The following is a 19,493-nucleotide window of genomic DNA, read 5'->3' as shown; positions in this document are numbered from 1 at the left end:
AAAAATTAAATAGTCTTTTCGTTAAACTACCATCAAGTAAACCCAAATGATTAAAATCATAACCAAAATACTTCTTTTAAACCTAATTATTTCTCTTGTTAGTTGTCAAAACAACGAAAATATTGATATTTATTTATACGAACTTCACGAAAAAGGACAACTCAATGGAAACGTTTTAGTCACTAAAGACGGAAAAAATATATACGAAAAATCATTTGGTTATTCAGACGGCACAAAAAACACAAAATTAACCAAAGGCTATCGTTTCAATATAGGTTCAGTTTATAAAGAATTTCCGGCAGTCTCAATCATGCAATTACAGGAAAAAAACCAAATAAATTTAGACGACAAAGTTTCCAAATATATTCCTGAATTACCAAATTGGTCTGAAGAGGTATCTATTAAACATCTACTACAATATTCAAGTGGTTTGCCAACAATAGGTTGGGATACCTATTTTAGTAAGGGAATAAACGTGAATGATAGTCATATAATGGAAGAAATCAAGTCTGTTAAAAATCTTGAATTTAGGCCAGGTTCAGATTATTTATACTCAAATAGCAACCCTATTCTATTGATTAAAATAATAGAGAATATAACCAATAGCACCTTTAACCAATACTTACAAGAGAATATATTTATCCCTTACGGAATGAAAAATACAATCATCAAAGAACAATATCCATACAAGGATAAGACATTGATGGCAATTCCTTTTAATAGCAATTTGAAAGAGGATGATTACAAATTATCTGCTAAAAATCTTTTGATCAGTTCTACTGCAACCGACTTAGCTAATTGGTTTGAAAAATTAGGAAATTTTCAAATAGTTAATAAACAATCAATAAAAAAACTTTCAGAACAAGCTAAAAAAGGAGATAACATTCAATCACCTCTCGGATATATTGAATGGAGAGATAATAAAATTATCGAACATTCGCATCATGGTTCAATAGAGAACTACGAATGTATCGTACGAAGATTTAAACAAGATAATATTACCATTGTGATTTTAACGAACCAAAAACAACAAAACGTATTCGACGTATCCGACGAAATTTATAAGATTATAAAAAGAACAAACAAATAGCATTTGCTAACAATATGTATAATTAACAGTGGTTTAAGTGATAAATCGAAAGGTTTGTGAGTATAAATTTACTGTTACTTATACATGATACCGTTAGCACCAATTTTAAAAAAACAAAAAACATGAAAAATATTTTATCTCTAATTTTATTTATTGGAATTGTAATAAATACTAACGCGCAAAAAATAGATGAAAATTTATATAAATCTGTTGTTAAAAATGATTTTAAAAAAACTGAGAAATTAATCAAAAAAGGTGGAAATGTAAATTATATAAAGCAATCTGAACCTTGGATGAAGGTTAATTTACTTTGTACTGCTGTAAATAATAATAATTTAAAAATAGCAAAATTACTTTTAGAAAATCAAGCCGATGTTAATTGGAAAGATGGATTTAAAACATCTGCAATCCTATATGCTGCAAGTAATGGGAATTTAGAAATGATTAAATTACTCTTAGAATATGGAGCTAACATAAATGATAATGATGGAAATAAAAATACAGTGCTTACAGCTGCAAAAGAAAGTAAAAATAAAGATGTTATTGAATTTGTTGAGAAAAAATTAAAAGAAACGAATTAAAAAAGATAAGTACTAACGGTTTATACAAACCATTAGAATAAAATAAAAATGAGAAGAATTATATTTCTATTAATTTTAATTTTTACAGCAAATAGTTGTGGAAAGAATAAATCAAAAAGTATAGATTTAAATGAAAGTGAAATTAGTTATTCTAAAGAAGAATTATCAGATAAATTTAAATATGACTTAATAGATTTTGACACGAAAAATAAATTTAAATTAGAATCAGAAGATGTTGTATTTCATTTAATTAAAGAAGATCAATTAGCTGTTTTATACAATGACAAAAAATATCCTATTGAAATATTAAAAACTATTGATTTTAGTAATTCAGAAGTTGCAGTTTTACTATTGGATAAAAGATTAACAACTCAGGATTTATTTAAGGTGTATTACTGGTTGGAATTTAAAACTCTGAAAAATATTAAATTGATAACAAAAAAATCAGAAGGAAACTATTATCAACTAAAAGATGAAATAATTATAAATGATCCGTTATTTAGAAAGTTTAGAGAATTTAATAAGTTACCTCCAATATTTAAAAAATTAGAAAATAAAGAATATTTTAAAATTGAATATTCAGACTTTAATTTTGAAAATTTAGATAAAGAAACGAATTATTTAATCCAGATAACTGAAAAAATAGATTTAAAAGATTACTTAAAATTGAGAGAAAAAGTAAACAGAAACAAAAATTTACAAATAGAAATAAAAACGGCTTACAACAAAGAACTAAGTTAAAAATCAAGTAAAACAATCTTAAAGTTTATACAATATTTATCGAAGCATATCAAAATAAATTTTAATATGCTTTTTTGTTTTCAACTATTTATAAAAATAGTATTCCTAAAATTTTATTTGTTAAAAATTTCAGATTCATATATATTTGGAAATCTGCTGCTATGAAAATTTAAATTTTACAGAAATTTTATAGTTACAGATATAATTGAAATAACAGGAATTCCTGTTATAGTTATGTTAGCCACAAGTAAAAAAAATATATTATGACAGAAGAAATATTTTGGAATTTAATTGGAAAATTCTTTGAATATCCTATAGAAGAAATAAACGAAAAAGGATATGATGTAATTCAAAACGAAATACTTGAAGATTACTTAGGGAAAGCAGATAAAGAATCTCTAATAAAATTTCATGAACTTTTATGTACGAAAATTAGAGAACTATATTTACCTAAAATAGGAGATTTATTTCTTCTGTCTGGATATGATTTAGAAGATAAATTGACAAAAGATTTTCAATACATTTCAGAAGATGGTTTTGCAGACTTTAGAGCTTGGATAGTAAGTTTAGGAAAAGAGCATTTTGAAAAGTTCAAAAATTTTGAAAAAGAAGAAGATTTATTTGAATATGATTTGGATGCAAATGGAGCATTTCGAGAAGATTTGATATATATAATTTCTAGAATTAGCGAAACTAGATTTGAAGAAGAATTAGATTTAGATTATGACTTAGAAAATGAAGAAGTAGATTTGTACTCAAAAATGAATTGGAATACTTTAAATGAAAAATATCCTAAACTATTTAAATTTTATCAAGACAGATTTAAAAACGGATATTACTCGTATGAATAAAACCAGTGGCTAACAAAGAACTGAGTTAAAAACCAAGTAAAACAGTCTTAAAATTCACACAATATTTATCTAAGCATATTAAAATAATATTTTGATATGTTTTTTGTTTTCAACTACTTATAAAAATAGTATTCCTAAAATTTTATTTGTTAAAAATTTCAGATTCATATATATTTGGACATCTGCTGCTATGAAAATTTAAAATTTACAGAAATTTTATAGTTACAGATATAATTGAAATAACAGGAATTCCTGTTATAGTTATGTTGACAGTAATTCAAAATGACAGAGCAATCCAAAACTGAAATAAATTTGAACCACCTAAGCGGAAAGAAAATAGTGATATGGACAAGTATCTTGACTCCTACTCTTTTAATTTTATCAATCTTCTTCATGGGCGGTGGACATGGGACTTATTTCTTCGGAAAATTATTTTTCCCAATTCCTATGATTATTGCAGGAATAAATGATAGAATAACTGATTTAGCCGCTTGGATAGCTGTGCTTCAAATTCCTATTTACGGTTTATCGATGTATTCGGTAAGACATAAAAAATGGAAAATAGTGGGGCTTGGAATATTACTGATTCATATTTCTTTATTTTTTGTTGCAATGACTGCAGCAAATGGATTTGATTAAAAAGAAATAAAAAACTACTGCCAACAAGGTATATAAGCCAATAGGGCATTTAGAGATAAATTGAAAGTCCTGTTCTTTGAGCAGGCAACGCCAAAACAAAGTTTTGACGTTTAACAAAAAGAAAATTAAAAGTAAAAACGTTTGTTTAGGCTTAGTGGTAAACCGAAAGTGATGTGCTTCGAATCTGCCCTACTGTCCATACACAGAACGTTACCAACAAACTAAAAAAATGAAATCGAAACTTCTATTAGTATTTTTTATAATTCAATTATTTGCTTGTAAAAGTGAAAAAGAAATGACTTTTGCAGACTTTGTAGATGTGGAAAAAATTGAAAAGGTAATGATGAGTAATAATTCTGGAAAATTTACACTATCACCTGAACAACTTACTGAATTCAAAAAGCAGATTTCCTCAATGACTTACGAACCAAATATTACAGTAAAACTGGGTGCGATACATATGACTTTGATTATGGACAACAAAGAATATGATATGGCTACAGCAACACACGGAGACTTTATTGAAATTGATTATAGTTTAGTGACAAAAAACAAATCGGAATTTAAAAATGTTTTCTTTAAAACTAATGGAATAAATTTCGATAATTATAAAAAAACAGAATAAAGGTCAGTTGATAATCGAGTAAGTGGGCATGAATTTATTGTTCACGTTGCACCTCTCCCACCACCGTACATAAGGGTCTTCTATACGGCGGTTCGATCATGAAATTATTTCTTGTAATAGTTTGCATTTAGATATAACTTTTCAAACCATTTTTTTCTTAAAAATTAAAACACTCTTTAATTTGATTTATTTATGTTAAAAGGTTAGTTTTAACGAAAATTGCAGGGTTTGTGCGCAGATTCACGTTCTCTCTCATTGAAAAAAATTATAAATATTGCGGAAAGAAATTTTCTAAATTGAAAAAGAATTGATTTTAAGATTTACAAAACTGAAACCGAAAATAATAGAAAAAGTTTTTAAATAGGTATGATAAATGTTGTAAAAATAAATAAAATTGTAGGTTGGATATTAATAACTGGAATAATTATCACTCAGCTTATTATTACTAAAACTACATTTGATATGGGGAGAATGGCACCTTTTTACTCATTCTTGACTGCAATGTTTTTTTTACCTTTTATAATCATTGCAATAACTAGTGTCTTAAGTCGTAAAAGAAATCTCATTAATATAAAAAGAGGAATTAAAATTGGAATTTTTTTTCAAGTTATTTTGCCATTAATTTTACCTATATTTTTTGATAAAGAGTTTATATATGTGAGTTTGATTGGTGCTATACTTGGTTTGACAATGTGGTTTTTAAGAAAGAAAATAGAAATACAGTTATTGATTTTAAATGGAATTGGAGTAATTATTTGGAGTTTAATTTCTCTAGTTGGAATTTGAATTCTATTAAAAAGATTTTATCCATCGACATCTGAGTGAAACTGATATATAAAGAGAATAAATAATACTTTAAATCGAAAAAAGAAAACGATCGAGAACAAAATGTAAATTTCACTTTTAAGAGAAAATAATATTTATTCTTAATGATCTAAGGTTATTATATTTTTCAAAGCATTTCATAGCAGCTTTAAATCTTCAAAATTAAAACATTCTTATATTTGATTTATTTATGTTAAAAGACTAGTTTTAACGAAAATTGCGTGTTTGTGCGCAGACATACGTTACAAAACATTAAAGACAGAAAATGAAATTATTTTTTATACTATTATTGGTTCTTTGCTTTAATAACCAAATCATTCATTCGCAAACTAAATTAATTGCTCACAAAAGTCATAGTGGCAAAGCAAGTAATTTTCATAAAGCTATGACCAACTCTACTTTTGATTTAACTTCATCCAATTTTGGTGCAGCGCCAACACCATTAGTTAAGTATGCTAAATTAGACACACTGCAATATGTTTCGGATACAATAGTCATTATGACTACAAGTAATTATTGTAAAAATAAAATTACTAATTCAACTAACCTATGGAATTCAGGTAGAGACACACTTTATAATCATCCTTTATTTTCTAAAAAAAACGCTTTAGATAGTATAAAACAAGAAATTAAAAAAAATTACTTTTTCAGAAACCCAGTAGATAGTATTGTATTTATAGGCTATGAATCTGTTACGAATATTACAAATAAAAATAAGCAGAAGGAAAATAGTTTCCCATTTCTTATAAATAAAAAAACTAAACCACCTGTTAGCCCTAAACTTATTGGTATGTCAATAATTTTGATGATATCTCTTATAATTGCTTTTACGTATTATAAAATTAATTCTAACAAGAAATCATTTGGAAAAATCTAATTTCTTATTGCATTTTAGCCAATCCTTTTTTTATTTATTTACTGCTTTTGGAATTATATTCATTCCTTTTCCCTTTCATTTATTTTCTTATCAAGAAAAAATAACCAATTTTGTTTTTGGAAAAATAATTTCAAGCATAAAACCATATATTTTCGAGAATAGTAAATATGAGCAGATAGTTTCGGATTCATCATCTCTATATATTCTAATTCTTCTTTTAGTTCTAATAGCTCTAATTATTCAATTCATTTTCCGTAATCATATAAAGTTTAAAAAATATTTATTACAGGTTATGAATATTGTCATACCATATTATTTAAGCTTAATACTCTTAAAATATGGTTTTGATAAGGTTTTTATGGGGCAGTTTTATAGTCCAGAATCAAATATACTGTACACTCCTTTTGGTTTTTTAGACAAGGATATTTTATTTTGGTCAACTATTGGTATTTCTCCAACATTCAATTTATTCTTAGGTTTATCACAAATTACAACAGCTTTTCTCTTACTTTTTAAAAAGACAAGGTTTTTTGGTTTTATTTTAGCAATATTCATATTTACCAATATAGTGGCTATCAATATTAGTTTTGATATCTCCGTTAAAGTATTTTCTATCTTTTTGTTATTTATGTCATTTCTAGGATTAGTTATCTATAAACACATTTTCATTAGAATCATCAAGGAAATCAAGACCACATATAGCAAGATATATTTACTCTCAAAAAACAATTTTCTATACGCTTTTCTAAAATCATTTGTTATACTTTTATTTTTATTTGAAGTATTATATCTTAATATTCAAAAAAACACTAGTATTAATAACTCATACTCTAATTTTATTGGAGCCTATTTAGTTACAGAGACACTTGAGGATAACATCTTAATAAAAAACCATAACATAAAAAGATTTTTTATTCATAAGAATGGCTACTTTATTTTCCAAAATCTAAATGACCAAATGACTGACTACAAATTACAAATATTTAAAGATAAACATCAGTTTGTTATCACAGATTACAATTTAAAAAAGACAAAAATTAATTACAAAAAAAAGGATAGTCTATTAGTTCTTGAGTTTATTAAAAACAACAAAAAGTATCAATTAAAAGGAAAAATGTTAAACACTCAATCTTTACCTCTTTTTAGAGATAATTTACATTGGACTATTGACGAAATTAAATAACGTTTTGAAACAAAATATATAAAATAGCAGTTGTTTTTTTTTGCTAAAATTTAAATATGAACATATAACAAATGAATACTATAAAACACATAATCTTTTCATTGATCTTGTCTTTTACAATTTGTAATGAACTAAATGCTCAGAATAATGAATCTGTTGACAGCCTGAAACAATCTATAGCAAAATCGAAAGAAGTATTTCAAAAAGTCAATAAACTGAAAGCTAAACCTATAAAAGTGGAGATTATTAATACTTGTTCGACAAAACCAGAATTGTGCGGAAACATGGCTTTTGGCTCAGTAAGTTTGGTTAAAATATTAGAAGGAGAATATATTGGCGAAATAATTTATGTTGTCTCAACTTGTTCGAAAACGAATTATCAAATAGGTCAAATCTATAAAATGAACGCTTCATTTGAACCTGGATTTAGTGTGCATTTATGCAATGGAAAAACTTATAATTCTGATTGGAATTACAAGTTGGATGAGAATGAACATTTTCTCGTATTTGGCTCTCTTAACTAGTTTTCAATATTTTTATAAAAACTAATACAAATAAGGTTTAAAAATAATTAGGGTTAAAGTGCAAGACCCAAAATTTGTACTAATTAATAAATACTGTCAATTTTTCAATTTGATGGTTAAATGAACAAAAACTATCTTACAATTTATACAATATTTATTCAAGCATATTAAAATTTATTTTGATGTGCTTTTTTTAACTACTTATAAAACTTGCATTTATAAACTTTTATTTGTTAAAAAATTAAGATTCATATATATTTGGACATCTGCTGCTATGAAAATTTAAATTTTACTAAAATTTTATAGTTACAGATATATTAGAAATAACAGGAATCCCTGTTGTAGTTATGTTAGTAGCAATAAATGATAAAGGAAATAGAAAATATATATGACCTAATTAATCTGGTGGAAAGACGTCCAGAATTGTATATTGGAGATGCTAGAATATCGTCTCTGAGAATTTTTTTGGATGGGTATCAATTTTCAGCAACAGTTCATAATATTGAAAAAGAACAAGTTTTTCCTCCTTTTTGGTACTTTCACGAATGGGCAATGCATAAATATGGTTGGGGCGAGTCAACAGCTGGATGGAAAAATATCATTCTAGAAGAGAATCAAAATGATGAAGAACTTGCTTTGAAAAAATGCTTTGAATTACTAAAAGAGTTTAGAACTCTTAAACCAATATCAATTAAGCGATCAAAATTGAATCAAACAAATATTAAATTTCATCATTCTGAAAATTGTAAAATTAAAAGATGTATTGACCCTGTTAGACAATTAACAGAACCTTTATATGAAAATGCTGATGAAATTTTTATTGTCCAATTCTCTCACGATTTCGGATTTTCAATTTTCGTCAAACTAAATGATGAATCTATTGGATTTAACTGGCGTGAAAGATTCAAAACTAATAAAGAAGCAGTAACTAAATCAGAAACTTTATTTGGAGAATCTTTAAAGTGGGAATATTTAACAGGTGATTTGCTTAGTTGGGGTAATTTAATAATTAAAGAAAATAACACTGCTAACAAAACCTAAACTGCATTAAAACGTAGCTTAACCAAAACGTTAGCAAATAACATAAATATGAAAAAACTAATTATTTTAATATTGATTTTAACGACTCAATATTCCTACAGCCAAGAGCTATCTGACTCCACTGTTATAAATATGGCCAAATTCAATTGTCAATGTCAAGATACTATTAATCTAAATCAAGAAAATACGATTATTGAAAGTCAACTCAGAGATTGTTTTACTAAATCACTTGTAACCTTTTTAAATAAAGGTGAACTGACTCAAGATTATTTAAACAACAATGAAAAACTAAATGATTTACAAAGGAAAGTTTTCAATCATTTAGCAACTTGTGAGAGAACAGTTCAAATTGTTCAAAAGCTGAATGATTTGCCAGTTCCAATTGACTCTGTTCCAACAACACTATTTATATCAAAAAAGTTCTTTAATAAACATGGTTTAAAACAAGAACAAGTTGAAAAGGATTTTATTGTATGGAACTCCGACTCAAATGAACATATTCAAAGAATTGTAGATATAAGATGGGTTTTCAATTCCAATGAAGAAGCAATCAAATATCACAAAGGAAAACTAAAAGAAAACTCGGAAAATGGACAGAAAGTAGAGTTCAACATGAATTTAGATAATGTAGAAGAACTTCATGTGTTCAAAGAAAGTAAACAAATGGAAAACATGATACAAATGATGAACCTTCCACAGAAACAACATTGCTTTTTATTTGTGGTTGACAATATTGCATTTAAGGTTTTCGTGGCAACAGATAAATCTAAATCACCCGAAGATATTGTTTTCATTGTCAATGAAGCAGTAAATCAAATGAAAATATACAATCGCTAACACGGTATATAGCAAATAGAGCATTTGGTAGGTTAGGAAAGTTCAGTGGTTATTTGAAATACCGCCAAATCGTTGATATGGCTTTTAAAATGAATAATATAAAAATACAACGTTTTGACTCAGTGCAAACTTGAAAATCTATTACTTTCTGCTGCTCTACTTGCCCTATACTAACCACCATATGACATTAAATAAATGAAGAACAAAGAAGATATTTTGCAAATTCGTAGAAGGATTCCCATCACGATGAATGATGCAGTCCGACTACTGGGGAAAACGGGATCGAACATTCTGGAGGCCGAAAACGAATGGAAGGAAGAACAAGTAGAACTCTTGGTTCAAAAAATAAATATCTCGAAGCAAGAAGCAAGACGCATTTTGGAGGTTTCAAGTTTTGAAATTGAAAAAGCTCTCTCAAATTGTAAGTCCGACATTCAAAAGATTCTTGAATCTTCCAACGAACCGTATGAAGTTATAGCTAAGGTTTGGAATTATGTCCACTACTTGTTACCAGAATCGCATAAGAGTTTTAACTGGATAGAAAAAGAAGGATTTGATAGCTTACCTGGAGGCTTAAAAGACATTCTTGTTGTGTGGCAATGGTACAGCTATTACGAATATGAAAACACCTCCGTTGAACAAGATACAACCTCTCTTATCATAGACATAATTGAGCACCAACTTGATCTCAATGAATTTGCTAAATCCCTTCGGGAACTTGAAAAAATCAGCGAGGAACATTATAAGAAAAACCCATATTCAGATGATGGCTTCAAGAAATTTCTAGAAGAACGGAACAAATTTGTAATGAGTTCCCAATACGTAAAATTGGATGCAATGATTAAGCAAAATAAGAAAACGATAATGCAAAGATGCTATCAAATTCTAATATCCAACTTAGCAGAATTAGATAAATTTTTAAAAGAAAAAACACCACATAAAGAGCTATAGTGAAGACCATCCAATTCGTGAAGAATGGATTGAGTTATATAAAAAATCAACTAAGCAAAAGTACAACTGACAAAGAACTGAGTTAAAAACCAAATAAAACAGCATTACTGTTTATACAATATTTATTCAAGCATATTAAAATTCATTTTGATATGCTTTTTTGTTTTCAAATACTTATAAAACTTGTATACCTAAACTTTTATTTGTTAAAAATTTAAGATTCATATATATTTGGACATCTGCTGCTATGAAAATTTAAATTTTACAGAAATTTTTATTTGTATGATGAATATGAAACTCAAATTAATAATAATGATGATAGGATTTTCTCTTGTTTCCTGCGATCCTGCCCAAACCATCGAAATAGAGAATAGTTCAAAAGACTTTTCAACTATAAAATTTTTTTTCACTGGAAATGAATATTATAAGTTCGACAATTTCATAACAAAAGATTCTTTAATAATAAATCTAGACTCAGCCGAAACAAGAGTTTTTGATTTTGGAATTGGAACATGGGAAATTCATAATTCATTAGACACACTAGTTAATAGGGTTGAAAGAATAGAAGTTGTTACTAAAAAATCGACTGAACTGTTTGAAAGCAAGGATCAAGTCAAGTCATTCTTTTGGGACAGACTAATAGACGATAAGTATAGAGCAAAAATTATAATTAAAATAGAATAAACACATTACTACAAGATGTAAAATGCATTAAAAGGCATTTTATACGAAACGTTGTAAAGCATTTCAGAAAAATGAAGATTTCTTTAAATAAAATAATTGAAAAAGGTGATATTAGTCCTTTCAAATGGGGTGATTCAATAGAAGATATTCTTGTAATATTTCCTGAATGGAGGAATGAATTTGAAAATCAAAAACAAGATAATTATCCGTTCTTCCATATTGATTCAATTGAGTTTTATTTTGAGGAAAATGATTTCAGAAAGCTTTCTAATATAATAATTGGTGTTTGGCATTTTGATAAAGATTATAAATCAAATTATTTTGACATTGATTGGCTAAAAGATGATTTAAGCATCCCACAAGTAAAAAAAATATTAAACGATAAGAAATGGAGATATGAAGTATTGATTCATCCAAGATCTGAAGAACCTTATATTTTACCAAATAGATTTACTGAGTTTGCATTTGATTCTACAGGTTATGGAGATTATAAAGAAGAAATGACATATTTACAGAAAATTTATGTAAACAGTAAACCTCTAAGCGAAGAGTATTTACATAAAATAGGAAATAAAATAACGCTTTACAACAAAATATGAATCATAAAGCTTGCCGCAGACACAACACAGAAAGCGAAACTTTAACAAACCATAATAAGTAATTAAAATGATAATCAAGAAGGAAATAAAAGACGATAACGAATTCTACCTCTACTTTAATGGGAAGTTGATTTTTAAAAAGTGGTTAGACCAAGGATACTCTAAAGTCTTTGACCATTTCGCTTGGGGCAAATACACGGAAAAGAGTATCACAGACTTTGATTTAAAAGAAACTCCTCCTCTTTATTATGTAGAATGTAGATTGACTTTATTCTCAAAAGAAGAAGGAGGACGGGAAACTCCTATTGAAAACGGATACCGACCAAATCATGTCTTTGAATACGAAGAAGATGGCACTATCAAATATACTTTTATAGGAGACTTCCAATTTGGCGAAAATAATTTGATAGAACCAGGAACGACCCAAAATGTGACTGCAAGATTCTTGTCACACCAACCAATTGAGCAGTATTTAAATATTGGACAAAAATGGTGGATACATGAAGGACTTCGAAAGATTGGAGAAGCTGAAATAATTAATATTGAATTACCTGAAAAAGAATAAAACTACCTACAATACTGTGTAAAAATATATTAAAGAACCGAAATCAAATGAAAATATTCAACTATAAAACGATATTACTAATTTTAATTTCAACTTTCGCATATTCCCAAAAAACCCAGAAAAAAATGAATAAAAAAGTCCCAAACAGTGTTGAAATAGTTGATAATCATTTAGACCTATTTTTTGAAAAAGATGCTGACATCAAAGTATTTGATGAAATAAAATCTAAAACAATACATAGAGATATTTACTTTATAAAAGCTACAGACGACAGACCATATCATATTTTATTGAGTTGTGGAATGAGTGCCTTGCCAATGGCAATTCCAGAAGGCATTGAATCATCAGAATTTGTTGAAACTATGATTTTACTTCCAAAAGATTGGAATTTGGAATACGAATCTTTCAACGATGAAAAAAATTATTGGCCAATTAGAATTATGAAAGAAATAATGATGTTACCTCACAAGAATAAAACTTGGTTTGGATATGGACACACCTACGGACTCGAAGAAGAAGAGGAATTTGCAGAAGGAATTGGATTTAATTCTATAATGTTGGCTTACTCAATAGAATTGTCTGATGATTTTACTCAAATAGAATTAGAAAATGGAAAAGTGGTAGACATTTACACATTAATTCCACTATACAAAGAAGAATTAGAATTTAAGAAAGAGTATGGAGCAACTGCTTTACTTGAACGTTTTGACAAATTTGAAATAGAAGAAATTGTAGAAATTGGAAGGAAGAATGTTTGTAAATAAAAAAACTACTGGTAACAATGTATAACCGTAATTTCGGCGTATTAACTACATCCGAAACTAAATATTATCATGAAAAATTCATAGAAAAAAAATGAAAAGAATATTATTATTAATAACACTTGTATTTAGCTTTGCTGCTAGAAGTCAAACTAAATTAATTGATACTTTAGAAACTTTAAATAAAAATGATTGGATTCAAACAACTAAAGTTAGAACACAATTTAATAAATTCAAGAATGATAGTAAATTAATTCTATTTAAAAACAGAAAATAGGGAAATGAGATAACTGAAGAAAAATTTAAAACTTTTATATTAGGAAGGTGGGAATTTAAAAATCAAAAAATCATAATTTACGATTCTAGTTTGCATGGAATAGGAATTAGTTTTGATATTTTAAAATTGAGTTCTGAAATATTAATTATAAAACATATTAATTTCGAAGGAAAAGAAGAAATTATAGAATTGAAAACACTACACAATAAAGTGTAAGTTTCTATTAAAAAATTTTGAAAAGATAAATAAACTACAACCAAAGGTAAAATGCAATTCACACACCTTAGCCAAATACGTTAACCACAATTAATCCATTCAACACTTTATGACTGATATTATGAAATCTATCCTTTCAGGAATCGCTGCAACACCTTTTATATTGATGATGACAATTGGTGTTAGTCTAGCATGCGGATTAAATCCTCATTTTTTATTAGTTTCTGTACTTATCACAAATATCTTCGGAATACTTTTTAATAGGAATTCTTCTGATTTTTTTAACATCGGTGTAGGACTAGTGGTACTAATGATTACTTTTCAAAACTCAATCGGAATTGAAAGTGGATATCTACAAACATTCATAATGTTTGCAGTTCCCGCCATTATTTTCATTATTCTATCTTACCTTCCAGTCAATTATTTACTAGTTCCAAATCGTGTGATCTCTATTCTCACTTTTGGTATTGGAATCATAGTTATTCTTAAGCAACTTCCTAATGCCTTTGCGTATTCCTCACTACAAACTAATTCTTCTTTTGATGGAGAAGAAAAGTCATTTTTAGAATTGAGTACAGTACGTAATTGGGTTCAGCTAGCTCTAGCTCTCTCAATTCCTATAGTTGCTTTGATAGGACATCGATTTAAAAAAAGTATTATTGCTTTGTTTCTAGCTACGTTTGTTTCTCTTTGTTTAGGTTATTTATTGGGTTATGAAACAACTCCATTCCATAGCGAAATGTTACTTTTCAATGAGCCATTCCAACTCAACTGGACTTTTTCACCTGAAATTTTATATTCATCTCTACAAAATGGAATTACTGTAACTGTTGTTATGTTGATGAGTTTTTGGGCAGACTTTTCAATACTAAACCATGATTCTAAAGATAATAAAGAAACCATAAAAAAATCATTTAGAACTGTGGGATTCGGTAACTTAATTAGTGGAATATTCGGCGTCATGCCAACCAATATTTCATTAATTGATTCCTTTTCAATAAGAGCGTTTGGAGGGGAACGATGGATTAGTAAATTACCTATCATTTTTACCTTAATGATTATTGCAATTGTTGGTATTCCAAATTTTAATGTTCCTATTTTTGTTTTCGCAGGTGTTCTTATTTACATTGGAATTCTTTTAATAATCAAATCATGGCTGTTACTTAAGGAACTACACTGGTTAGATTATTTTTTCACTTTGGCTATCGGCTTAATTATAGTAATTAGTGATTACACAATCGGTTTTGTCCTTGCCATGTTTTACGCTTTGGTATTTTATTTAATCTCCAGATGGAAAACTAAAAAGAATATGAAAATTATTAGCTAATCAAATTGGTGGTATATGGCGATTTCATAATGAAACTATTTCTTGTGATTGTTTGCCATTTCGTTATTCTTTTTGGACTCATTCTTACTTTAAAATTAAAACACTCTCAGATTTGATTTATTTATGTTAAAAGGTTAGTTTTAGCGAAAATTATGGGGTTTGTTCACAGGCTCAAGTTAGCTTAATTAAAAAAAGGTATGAAAGCAGATATATTAATTGAATCAAATTTATTTCCTTCATATAAAGGAGAAGAAGAATTGCTTAACTCTGGAAGATTTGGAAAAAGATTAGCTGAATTTTTAAAATCTGAACTTGAAAAAGAAAATATAATAATTAAAGACCTATACCCTACTGATTATTCCTTTGAATTGAGAATAGATCAATTTGAATTTGAAATATTTATTTTGACTGGAAATATTGATGGAGAATTAAATAAATATTTGATCTCAATTGAACCAAAAAAAGAGTTTGTTAGAAAATGGTTTAGAAAGATTCCTTCCAAAAAACGAATTAATGAGCTATATAAAATAATTGAAAAAAAATTGACTCAAAACGAAGAGATAAACATAATTTGAGAGAAAATAAAAATAATGGTAACAAAATGTAAAACTCACTTTTTACCATAGAAATAATAAAGAAATCGAAACTGACATAAACCATTTTATAAAATAATAAAACATGAAATTTAGCAATCCAAGATTAATAAAATATATACTTATCTTTTTTTTATCAGTTATTTTATATAGCTGTAATACTAACACACAATCTTTTAATCTACCTAATAAAGTTGAGACAACTAACTTGAATAATAAAATTAATATCAAGGGGACTCGAATTTTAATTAACAAATCTGAAAATTACACTTATATTGATGAACTTAAAAGATTTCAAAAAAATTCAAACAATTATTTTCAGTTCATAGAAATACCTGATCAGAATTACTTTACTTCTATACCTGACGTTATTAGTAAAATGAATCAACTCGAAAGTCAAGGAGGGGAATTAAAAATAAAGAAAGAATTTAAACTTGGAGATTACGATGCTTTTTTTGCTTTAGCACCTCAAGGATATACTTCTGAGCAAGTTATTCTTGCATTTGGAGATAATTCTTTTTCTGTTTTGGTAATAGGAGTTTTCCCAAATAATGAAGAGGATAGAAAAGAAATAACTGATTTGATTTTAAGTTCGTATTATGATAAAAACCTTAAACCTAATATAAATGATAACTTATTCTATGAAGTTAATTTAGATAATTCAGAGTTTAAATTAAGTACGGTAAACGGAATTTTTGGAACTTATACTTTAAATGGTGAGAAATTAAAAGTTGATGATTTATTTAAAAATAGTTTCCTAATTGGAACATTACCATATACAGATGATTTTGATATAAAAAAACATAGTGACAACCTGATTTATAAATATCAAAATAATGAATTTGTGGAAAAGAGACTGAAAATTGACATAATCTCTGAAAAAGAATTTAATGAAGGAGAAAATAAAATAATCAAAGTTGAAATGGTGGGAACAAAACAGGGTTTAAAATCAAAAATGTTTCAATACATCAAACAAACACCAAATGGAATTATACAATTCATTAGTTCAGACTATACTGAGAATTCTAAATATATAAATGAATACAAGGCTATTGCTGAAAAAATCACTTTAAAACAATAAAAATTCTCACGATTAAAATCTTATATGATTGTTTTATGTAATTCGAAACTCAACCCTTACCTCTCTCGAGAAGGGAACTTAATAATCTATATGTTTTAATTGTTTTCAGCTTTCTTAAGATGTTTAGTTTTTCAAATAATCTTGTTTATTTTATATATTTCTATAATTAACACACTCTTATATTTGATTTATTTATGTTAAAAACTTAGTTTTATCGAAAATTGTTAAGTTTGCACGAACTCTACTGTTGGAGTACATTAAAGAAAAAAATAAATGGAATATTTGATTGATTTTAAAGTTAATAATGAAAGAGAACTAAATAGAGATTATACAGTATTTTTTTTTCAAAAACATAAATTTACATTAGTTGAAGAAAAAGTAGATTATTTAAAATTTGAAAAAGGAAGTTTCTTTCAAAATAATTATACTTTTAAACCACTAAATTGGAAAAGCAATATTGAAATTAGATATACGAAAAATAGAATAATTGCTGATTTCAAAATCAATACTACATATCAAATTGTTACCAAAAATGAAAAAAAAATATGGGAAACATTTATTAATTCGTATAAAAAATTATTGATTTATAAAAAAGAAAATGAAGTTGATCTTGAGAACATAAAACGAAAAAATAGAAAAAATAATATAAAAATTATGTTTTGGATTATTTTGACAACTGTTTTAATTATGAGTTTTATTGGAAGTTTAGGATTTTTTGAATAAAAAAATTCACTAACAAAGAATTTTGATATTAATCAAGTAAAAAACTATCTTAAATTTTATACTACATTTATCCAAGCATATTGAAAATAATATTTTGATATGCTTTTTTATTTTTAAAACACACCCCTACCCTTTTCAAAAAGGGAATTTGATTATTACGAAAAATTAATTCTAAAAAACAAGTATTAATTATTAAAAATAGAAAAGAGTATATTCGCAAAAAATAAATATTAAACATGAAAAAAATATTCTACTTACTTATTGCTATTACAATTTTAAGTTGCTCTGAAAAGAAAGAAAAAACTGTACCTTCACAATTAACAACTCTTCCTTATATTGGAAATGATATACATCTTCCAGAAGGTTATTTCGAAATGGATGTAGCTTCTTATATTACAGAATCTAAAAAAAATAACATCTCTCCTGAAGAAGATCCTTTTTTACAACAAATAATAAATATTCAATCTTTTTCAAAAGACTTTGCTGTTTATATTGACGAAAAAAATGAAAATAATAGTATTTGGATTGTAGATAGTCCGTATGGTACAAAAATGAATAAATATTATGCAAAAGCATTATTCAATACATTTGATGAAGAGGATAAAGTTCTTTTTGAGCAACATGGAATTAAATCAGAAATTTTAGATCAAAAATTGTTTAGTGAAGAAGATCATAAATATGCTAAAAGAAGTTCGGTAACACATTTTGAAGATGGAGATTTATTCACAACTTATTATTATATTACAACTCCACAAGATGCTTTTATGGTTAACATTTTTAATACGAAAAGAAAAGATTTTGAAAAAATAATTAGAAAAATTTAAAAATATGGAATGGGAAAGTTTTGCTAAAATATCTGATGGAATCTATCAAGAGAAAGAAAAAGGTTACATCATTGGTCGAGAAGTTTTAGAAACCATTTTTTATGAGAATAAAAATATAAAATTTCATAGATCACTTTCCCATAGTTATTCTAGTTCTAGGCATAGTGCTATAGAAAAAATTAAAGCTGAACTTCTATTTCCTTTTCGGTTTAATTCTTGTAAAATAGAGAAAAAATCATTGCTAAAAAGAATTTTTGAAAAAGATAATTTCACGATTAGTGGTAATGAGCAAATTGCTAGAAATATTATGAAAATGCCGGAGTTTAAATATTTCCAAAAACTACCAAAGCTAAAGATTTTAATTAAAAATGATTTTATCATTATCTCTACTAAAATAAAATATCGAGAATATCTCGTAGACCTTCCAAAGTTCCAAAAAATCATTTTTAGGTTTAAAACAAATGTTATGAGAACTCAGTTGATTAATTAGTTTTATTTTTTAACATCCGACTTATTTTCTGAAAATTTTGAATTCATAATTATCATCAAAATCAAAGCAAAAACTATTGTCAAAATTTTATTGACCAATCCTATCTTTTCAGGATCTATCTTGAAAAAAACCAAATAAAGTAATATTAAATTCCCAAGTAATTCTTTTTTATAAAAATTTTTAAGATTTATTGAATTTATTTTAAAAACTTTAAAAAAGCTATACAAAATTCCAGAAGCAATAAAAATCGTTAATAAATAATTATGTTTAGTTTCATCTTGAAAATTTAGTAACCAAATAGTAAATATTATTAAATATAGAGACTCTAAAATATCTCTTATAAGTTCTTTTTTCATATAAAGCAGTTTTATCTTTCCTAAATATTTTAGGAGTATTAATTTATGGATAAATCAAAAAGCAAACCTTTGTTTTAAACAAGTTAAATATAGAAAATAATAAACAATATCACGGCTTTTTCATAAAAAAAGAGTGATTCCAAAAAAATGATATTTTTGTTTCGCCAAAAATCAAAATACATCATGAAATCACTCAAAAAAACGAAATTAAAAGATACTATGAAGAATTGCA

At 26.5% G+C, this 19,493-nt stretch carries 25 protein-coding genes; 24 read left to right on the top strand and 1 reads right to left on the bottom strand.

Annotated features, from left to right (window positions below):
- The first annotated feature begins 46 nt into the window (after positions 1–46).
- From I0K12_RS09115 to I0K12_RS09000, 24 genes are all read left to right on the top strand, one after another.
- Positions 47–1,090, top strand: a complete 1,044-nt coding sequence (locus I0K12_RS09115; protein WP_196887305.1) for a serine hydrolase domain-containing protein — start codon at positions 47–49, stop codon at positions 1,088–1,090.
- Positions 1,091–1,212: 122 nt separating this feature from the next.
- Positions 1,213–1,671, top strand: coding sequence for an ankyrin repeat domain-containing protein (locus I0K12_RS09110; protein ID WP_196887303.1), 459 nt, complete (start codon positions 1,213–1,215; stop codon positions 1,669–1,671).
- Between the two features lie 48 nt (positions 1,672–1,719).
- Entirely contained in the window at positions 1,720–2,412 is a 693-nt protein-coding gene (locus tag I0K12_RS09105; protein WP_196887301.1) for a hypothetical protein, read from the top strand.
- A 263-nt stretch (positions 2,413–2,675) separates the two neighbouring features.
- Positions 2,676–3,263, top strand: coding sequence for a DUF4240 domain-containing protein (locus tag I0K12_RS09100; protein ID WP_196887299.1), 588 nt, complete (start codon positions 2,676–2,678; stop codon positions 3,261–3,263).
- Positions 3,264–3,545: 282 nt separating this feature from the next.
- Entirely contained in the window at positions 3,546–3,902 is a 357-nt protein-coding gene (locus tag I0K12_RS09095; protein WP_196887297.1) for a hypothetical protein, read from the top strand.
- A gap of 229 nt (positions 3,903–4,131) precedes the next feature.
- Positions 4,132–4,527 carry a hypothetical protein gene (locus tag I0K12_RS09090; RefSeq protein WP_196887296.1) on the top strand — a complete coding sequence of 132 codons (396 nt, stop codon included), beginning with the start codon at positions 4,132–4,134 and terminating at the stop codon, positions 4,525–4,527.
- A 366-nt stretch (positions 4,528–4,893) separates the two neighbouring features.
- Positions 4,894–5,313 (top strand): hypothetical protein, encoded by a 420-nt coding sequence (locus I0K12_RS09085; protein WP_196887295.1) that lies wholly within the window; start codon positions 4,894–4,896, stop codon positions 5,311–5,313.
- A gap of 304 nt (positions 5,314–5,617) precedes the next feature.
- A complete protein-coding gene (locus tag I0K12_RS09080) occupies positions 5,618–6,229 on the top strand; it encodes a hypothetical protein (protein WP_196887294.1) in 612 nt (203 codons plus the stop codon).
- Positions 6,216–7,412: a hypothetical protein gene (locus I0K12_RS09075; RefSeq protein WP_196887293.1), complete on the top strand. Its 1,197-nt coding sequence runs from the start codon at positions 6,216–6,218 to the stop codon at positions 7,410–7,412. Before I0K12_RS09080 ends, I0K12_RS09075 begins: the two co-directional genes overlap by 14 nt.
- A gap of 107 nt (positions 7,413–7,519) precedes the next feature.
- Entirely contained in the window at positions 7,520–7,936 is a 417-nt protein-coding gene (locus I0K12_RS09070; RefSeq protein WP_196887292.1) for a hypothetical protein, read from the top strand.
- Positions 7,937–8,299: 363 nt separating this feature from the next.
- Positions 8,300–8,977, top strand: a complete 678-nt coding sequence (locus I0K12_RS09065; RefSeq protein ID WP_196887291.1) for a hypothetical protein — start codon at positions 8,300–8,302, stop codon at positions 8,975–8,977.
- A 48-nt stretch (positions 8,978–9,025) separates the two neighbouring features.
- Positions 9,026–9,814, top strand: coding sequence for a hypothetical protein (locus I0K12_RS09060; protein ID WP_196887290.1), 789 nt, complete (start codon positions 9,026–9,028; stop codon positions 9,812–9,814).
- A 195-nt stretch (positions 9,815–10,009) separates the two neighbouring features.
- Positions 10,010–10,765 (top strand): hypothetical protein, encoded by a 756-nt coding sequence (locus I0K12_RS09055; protein WP_196887289.1) that lies wholly within the window; start codon positions 10,010–10,012, stop codon positions 10,763–10,765.
- 312 nt (positions 10,766–11,077) lie between these two features.
- A complete protein-coding gene (locus I0K12_RS09050; protein ID WP_196887287.1) occupies positions 11,078–11,449 on the top strand; it encodes a hypothetical protein in 372 nt (123 codons plus the stop codon).
- 71 nt (positions 11,450–11,520) lie between these two features.
- On the top strand, positions 11,521–12,048 hold the full coding sequence (locus I0K12_RS09045) for a hypothetical protein (protein WP_196887285.1): 528 nt from the start codon (positions 11,521–11,523) through the stop codon (positions 12,046–12,048).
- Positions 12,049–12,115: 67 nt separating this feature from the next.
- Positions 12,116–12,613 carry a hypothetical protein gene (locus I0K12_RS09040; protein ID WP_196887284.1) on the top strand — a complete coding sequence of 166 codons (498 nt, stop codon included), beginning with the start codon at positions 12,116–12,118 and terminating at the stop codon, positions 12,611–12,613.
- Positions 12,614–12,738: 125 nt separating this feature from the next.
- Positions 12,739–13,377 carry a suppressor of fused domain protein gene (locus tag I0K12_RS09035; RefSeq protein WP_196887283.1) on the top strand — a complete coding sequence of 213 codons (639 nt, stop codon included), beginning with the start codon at positions 12,739–12,741 and terminating at the stop codon, positions 13,375–13,377.
- A gap of 91 nt (positions 13,378–13,468) precedes the next feature.
- Entirely contained in the window at positions 13,469–13,651 is a 183-nt protein-coding gene (locus I0K12_RS09030) for a hypothetical protein (RefSeq protein ID WP_196887282.1), read from the top strand.
- Between the two features lie 325 nt (positions 13,652–13,976).
- Positions 13,977–15,194, top strand: coding sequence for a SulP family inorganic anion transporter (locus I0K12_RS09025; RefSeq protein ID WP_196887281.1), 1,218 nt, complete (start codon positions 13,977–13,979; stop codon positions 15,192–15,194).
- A gap of 197 nt (positions 15,195–15,391) precedes the next feature.
- Positions 15,392–15,769, top strand: coding sequence for a hypothetical protein (locus tag I0K12_RS09020; RefSeq protein ID WP_196887280.1), 378 nt, complete (start codon positions 15,392–15,394; stop codon positions 15,767–15,769).
- A gap of 397 nt (positions 15,770–16,166) precedes the next feature.
- Entirely contained in the window at positions 16,167–16,868 is a 702-nt protein-coding gene (locus I0K12_RS09015) for a hypothetical protein (protein WP_196887278.1), read from the top strand.
- A gap of 273 nt (positions 16,869–17,141) precedes the next feature.
- Positions 17,142–17,591, top strand: coding sequence for a hypothetical protein (locus tag I0K12_RS09010; RefSeq protein WP_196887277.1), 450 nt, complete (start codon positions 17,142–17,144; stop codon positions 17,589–17,591).
- Positions 17,592–17,827: 236 nt separating this feature from the next.
- Positions 17,828–18,415, top strand: coding sequence for a hypothetical protein (locus I0K12_RS09005; RefSeq protein WP_196887275.1), 588 nt, complete (start codon positions 17,828–17,830; stop codon positions 18,413–18,415).
- A gap of 4 nt (positions 18,416–18,419) precedes the next feature.
- The gene (locus I0K12_RS09000; RefSeq protein WP_196887273.1) at positions 18,420–18,905 is read left to right on the top strand and encodes a hypothetical protein; all 486 of its coding nucleotides are present in this window, start codon (positions 18,420–18,422) and stop codon (positions 18,903–18,905) included.
- Positions 18,906–18,907: 2 nt separating this feature from the next.
- Here I0K12_RS09000 and I0K12_RS08995 read toward each other — a convergent pair whose 3' ends face one another.
- Positions 18,908–19,261: a hypothetical protein gene (locus I0K12_RS08995; protein ID WP_196887271.1), complete on the bottom strand. Its 354-nt coding sequence runs from the start codon at positions 19,259–19,261 to the stop codon at positions 18,908–18,910.
- Positions 19,262–19,493 lie beyond the last annotated feature (232 nt).

It is taken from the genome of Aureivirga sp. CE67 (assembly GCF_015767245.1).
Lineage (GTDB): Bacteria > Bacteroidota > Bacteroidia > Flavobacteriales > Flavobacteriaceae > Aureivirga.
This window is presented reverse-complemented; position numbering and strand designations above follow the sequence as displayed.

Bases quoted from the DNA above. Each gene is read 5' to 3' on its own strand.
- I0K12_RS09005 (WP_196887275.1), top strand. From the start codon at position 17,828: ATGAAAAAAATATTCTACTTACTTATTGCTATTACAATTTTAAGTTGC.
- I0K12_RS09105 (WP_196887301.1), top strand. From the start codon at position 1,720: ATGAGAAGAATTATATTTCTATTAATTTTAATTTTTACAGCAAATAGT.
- I0K12_RS09040 (WP_196887284.1), top strand. From the start codon at position 12,116: ATGATAATCAAGAAGGAAATAAAAGACGATAACGAATTCTACCTCTAC.
- I0K12_RS08995 (WP_196887271.1), bottom strand. From the start codon at position 19,261: ATGAAAAAAGAACTTATAAGAGATATTTTAGAGTCTCTATATTTAATA.
- I0K12_RS09100 (WP_196887299.1), top strand. From the start codon at position 2,676: ATGACAGAAGAAATATTTTGGAATTTAATTGGAAAATTCTTTGAATAT.
- I0K12_RS09045 (WP_196887285.1), top strand. From the start codon at position 11,521: ATGAAGATTTCTTTAAATAAAATAATTGAAAAAGGTGATATTAGTCCT.
- I0K12_RS09085 (WP_196887295.1), top strand. From the start codon at position 4,894: ATGATAAATGTTGTAAAAATAAATAAAATTGTAGGTTGGATATTAATA.
- I0K12_RS09015 (WP_196887278.1), top strand. From the start codon at position 16,167: ATGAATCAACTCGAAAGTCAAGGAGGGGAATTAAAAATAAAGAAAGAA.
- I0K12_RS09035 (WP_196887283.1), top strand. From the start codon at position 12,739: ATGAATAAAAAAGTCCCAAACAGTGTTGAAATAGTTGATAATCATTTA.
- I0K12_RS09110 (WP_196887303.1), top strand. From the start codon at position 1,213: ATGAAAAATATTTTATCTCTAATTTTATTTATTGGAATTGTAATAAAT.
- I0K12_RS09020 (WP_196887280.1), top strand. From the start codon at position 15,392: ATGAAAGCAGATATATTAATTGAATCAAATTTATTTCCTTCATATAAA.
- I0K12_RS09000 (WP_196887273.1), top strand. From the start codon at position 18,420: ATGGAATGGGAAAGTTTTGCTAAAATATCTGATGGAATCTATCAAGAG.
- I0K12_RS09115 (WP_196887305.1), top strand. From the start codon at position 47: ATGATTAAAATCATAACCAAAATACTTCTTTTAAACCTAATTATTTCT.
- I0K12_RS09060 (WP_196887290.1), top strand. From the start codon at position 9,026: ATGAAAAAACTAATTATTTTAATATTGATTTTAACGACTCAATATTCC.
- I0K12_RS09055 (WP_196887289.1), top strand. From the start codon at position 10,010: ATGAAGAACAAAGAAGATATTTTGCAAATTCGTAGAAGGATTCCCATC.
- I0K12_RS09065 (WP_196887291.1), top strand. From the start codon at position 8,300: ATGATAAAGGAAATAGAAAATATATATGACCTAATTAATCTGGTGGAA.
- I0K12_RS09050 (WP_196887287.1), top strand. From the start codon at position 11,078: ATGATGATAGGATTTTCTCTTGTTTCCTGCGATCCTGCCCAAACCATC.
- I0K12_RS09010 (WP_196887277.1), top strand. From the start codon at position 17,142: ATGGAATATTTGATTGATTTTAAAGTTAATAATGAAAGAGAACTAAAT.
- I0K12_RS09025 (WP_196887281.1), top strand. From the start codon at position 13,977: ATGACTGATATTATGAAATCTATCCTTTCAGGAATCGCTGCAACACCT.
- I0K12_RS09090 (WP_196887296.1), top strand. From the start codon at position 4,132: ATGAAATCGAAACTTCTATTAGTATTTTTTATAATTCAATTATTTGCT.
- I0K12_RS09030 (WP_196887282.1), top strand. From the start codon at position 13,469: ATGAAAAGAATATTATTATTAATAACACTTGTATTTAGCTTTGCTGCT.
- I0K12_RS09095 (WP_196887297.1), top strand. From the start codon at position 3,546: ATGACAGAGCAATCCAAAACTGAAATAAATTTGAACCACCTAAGCGGA.
- I0K12_RS09080 (WP_196887294.1), top strand. From the start codon at position 5,618: ATGAAATTATTTTTTATACTATTATTGGTTCTTTGCTTTAATAACCAA.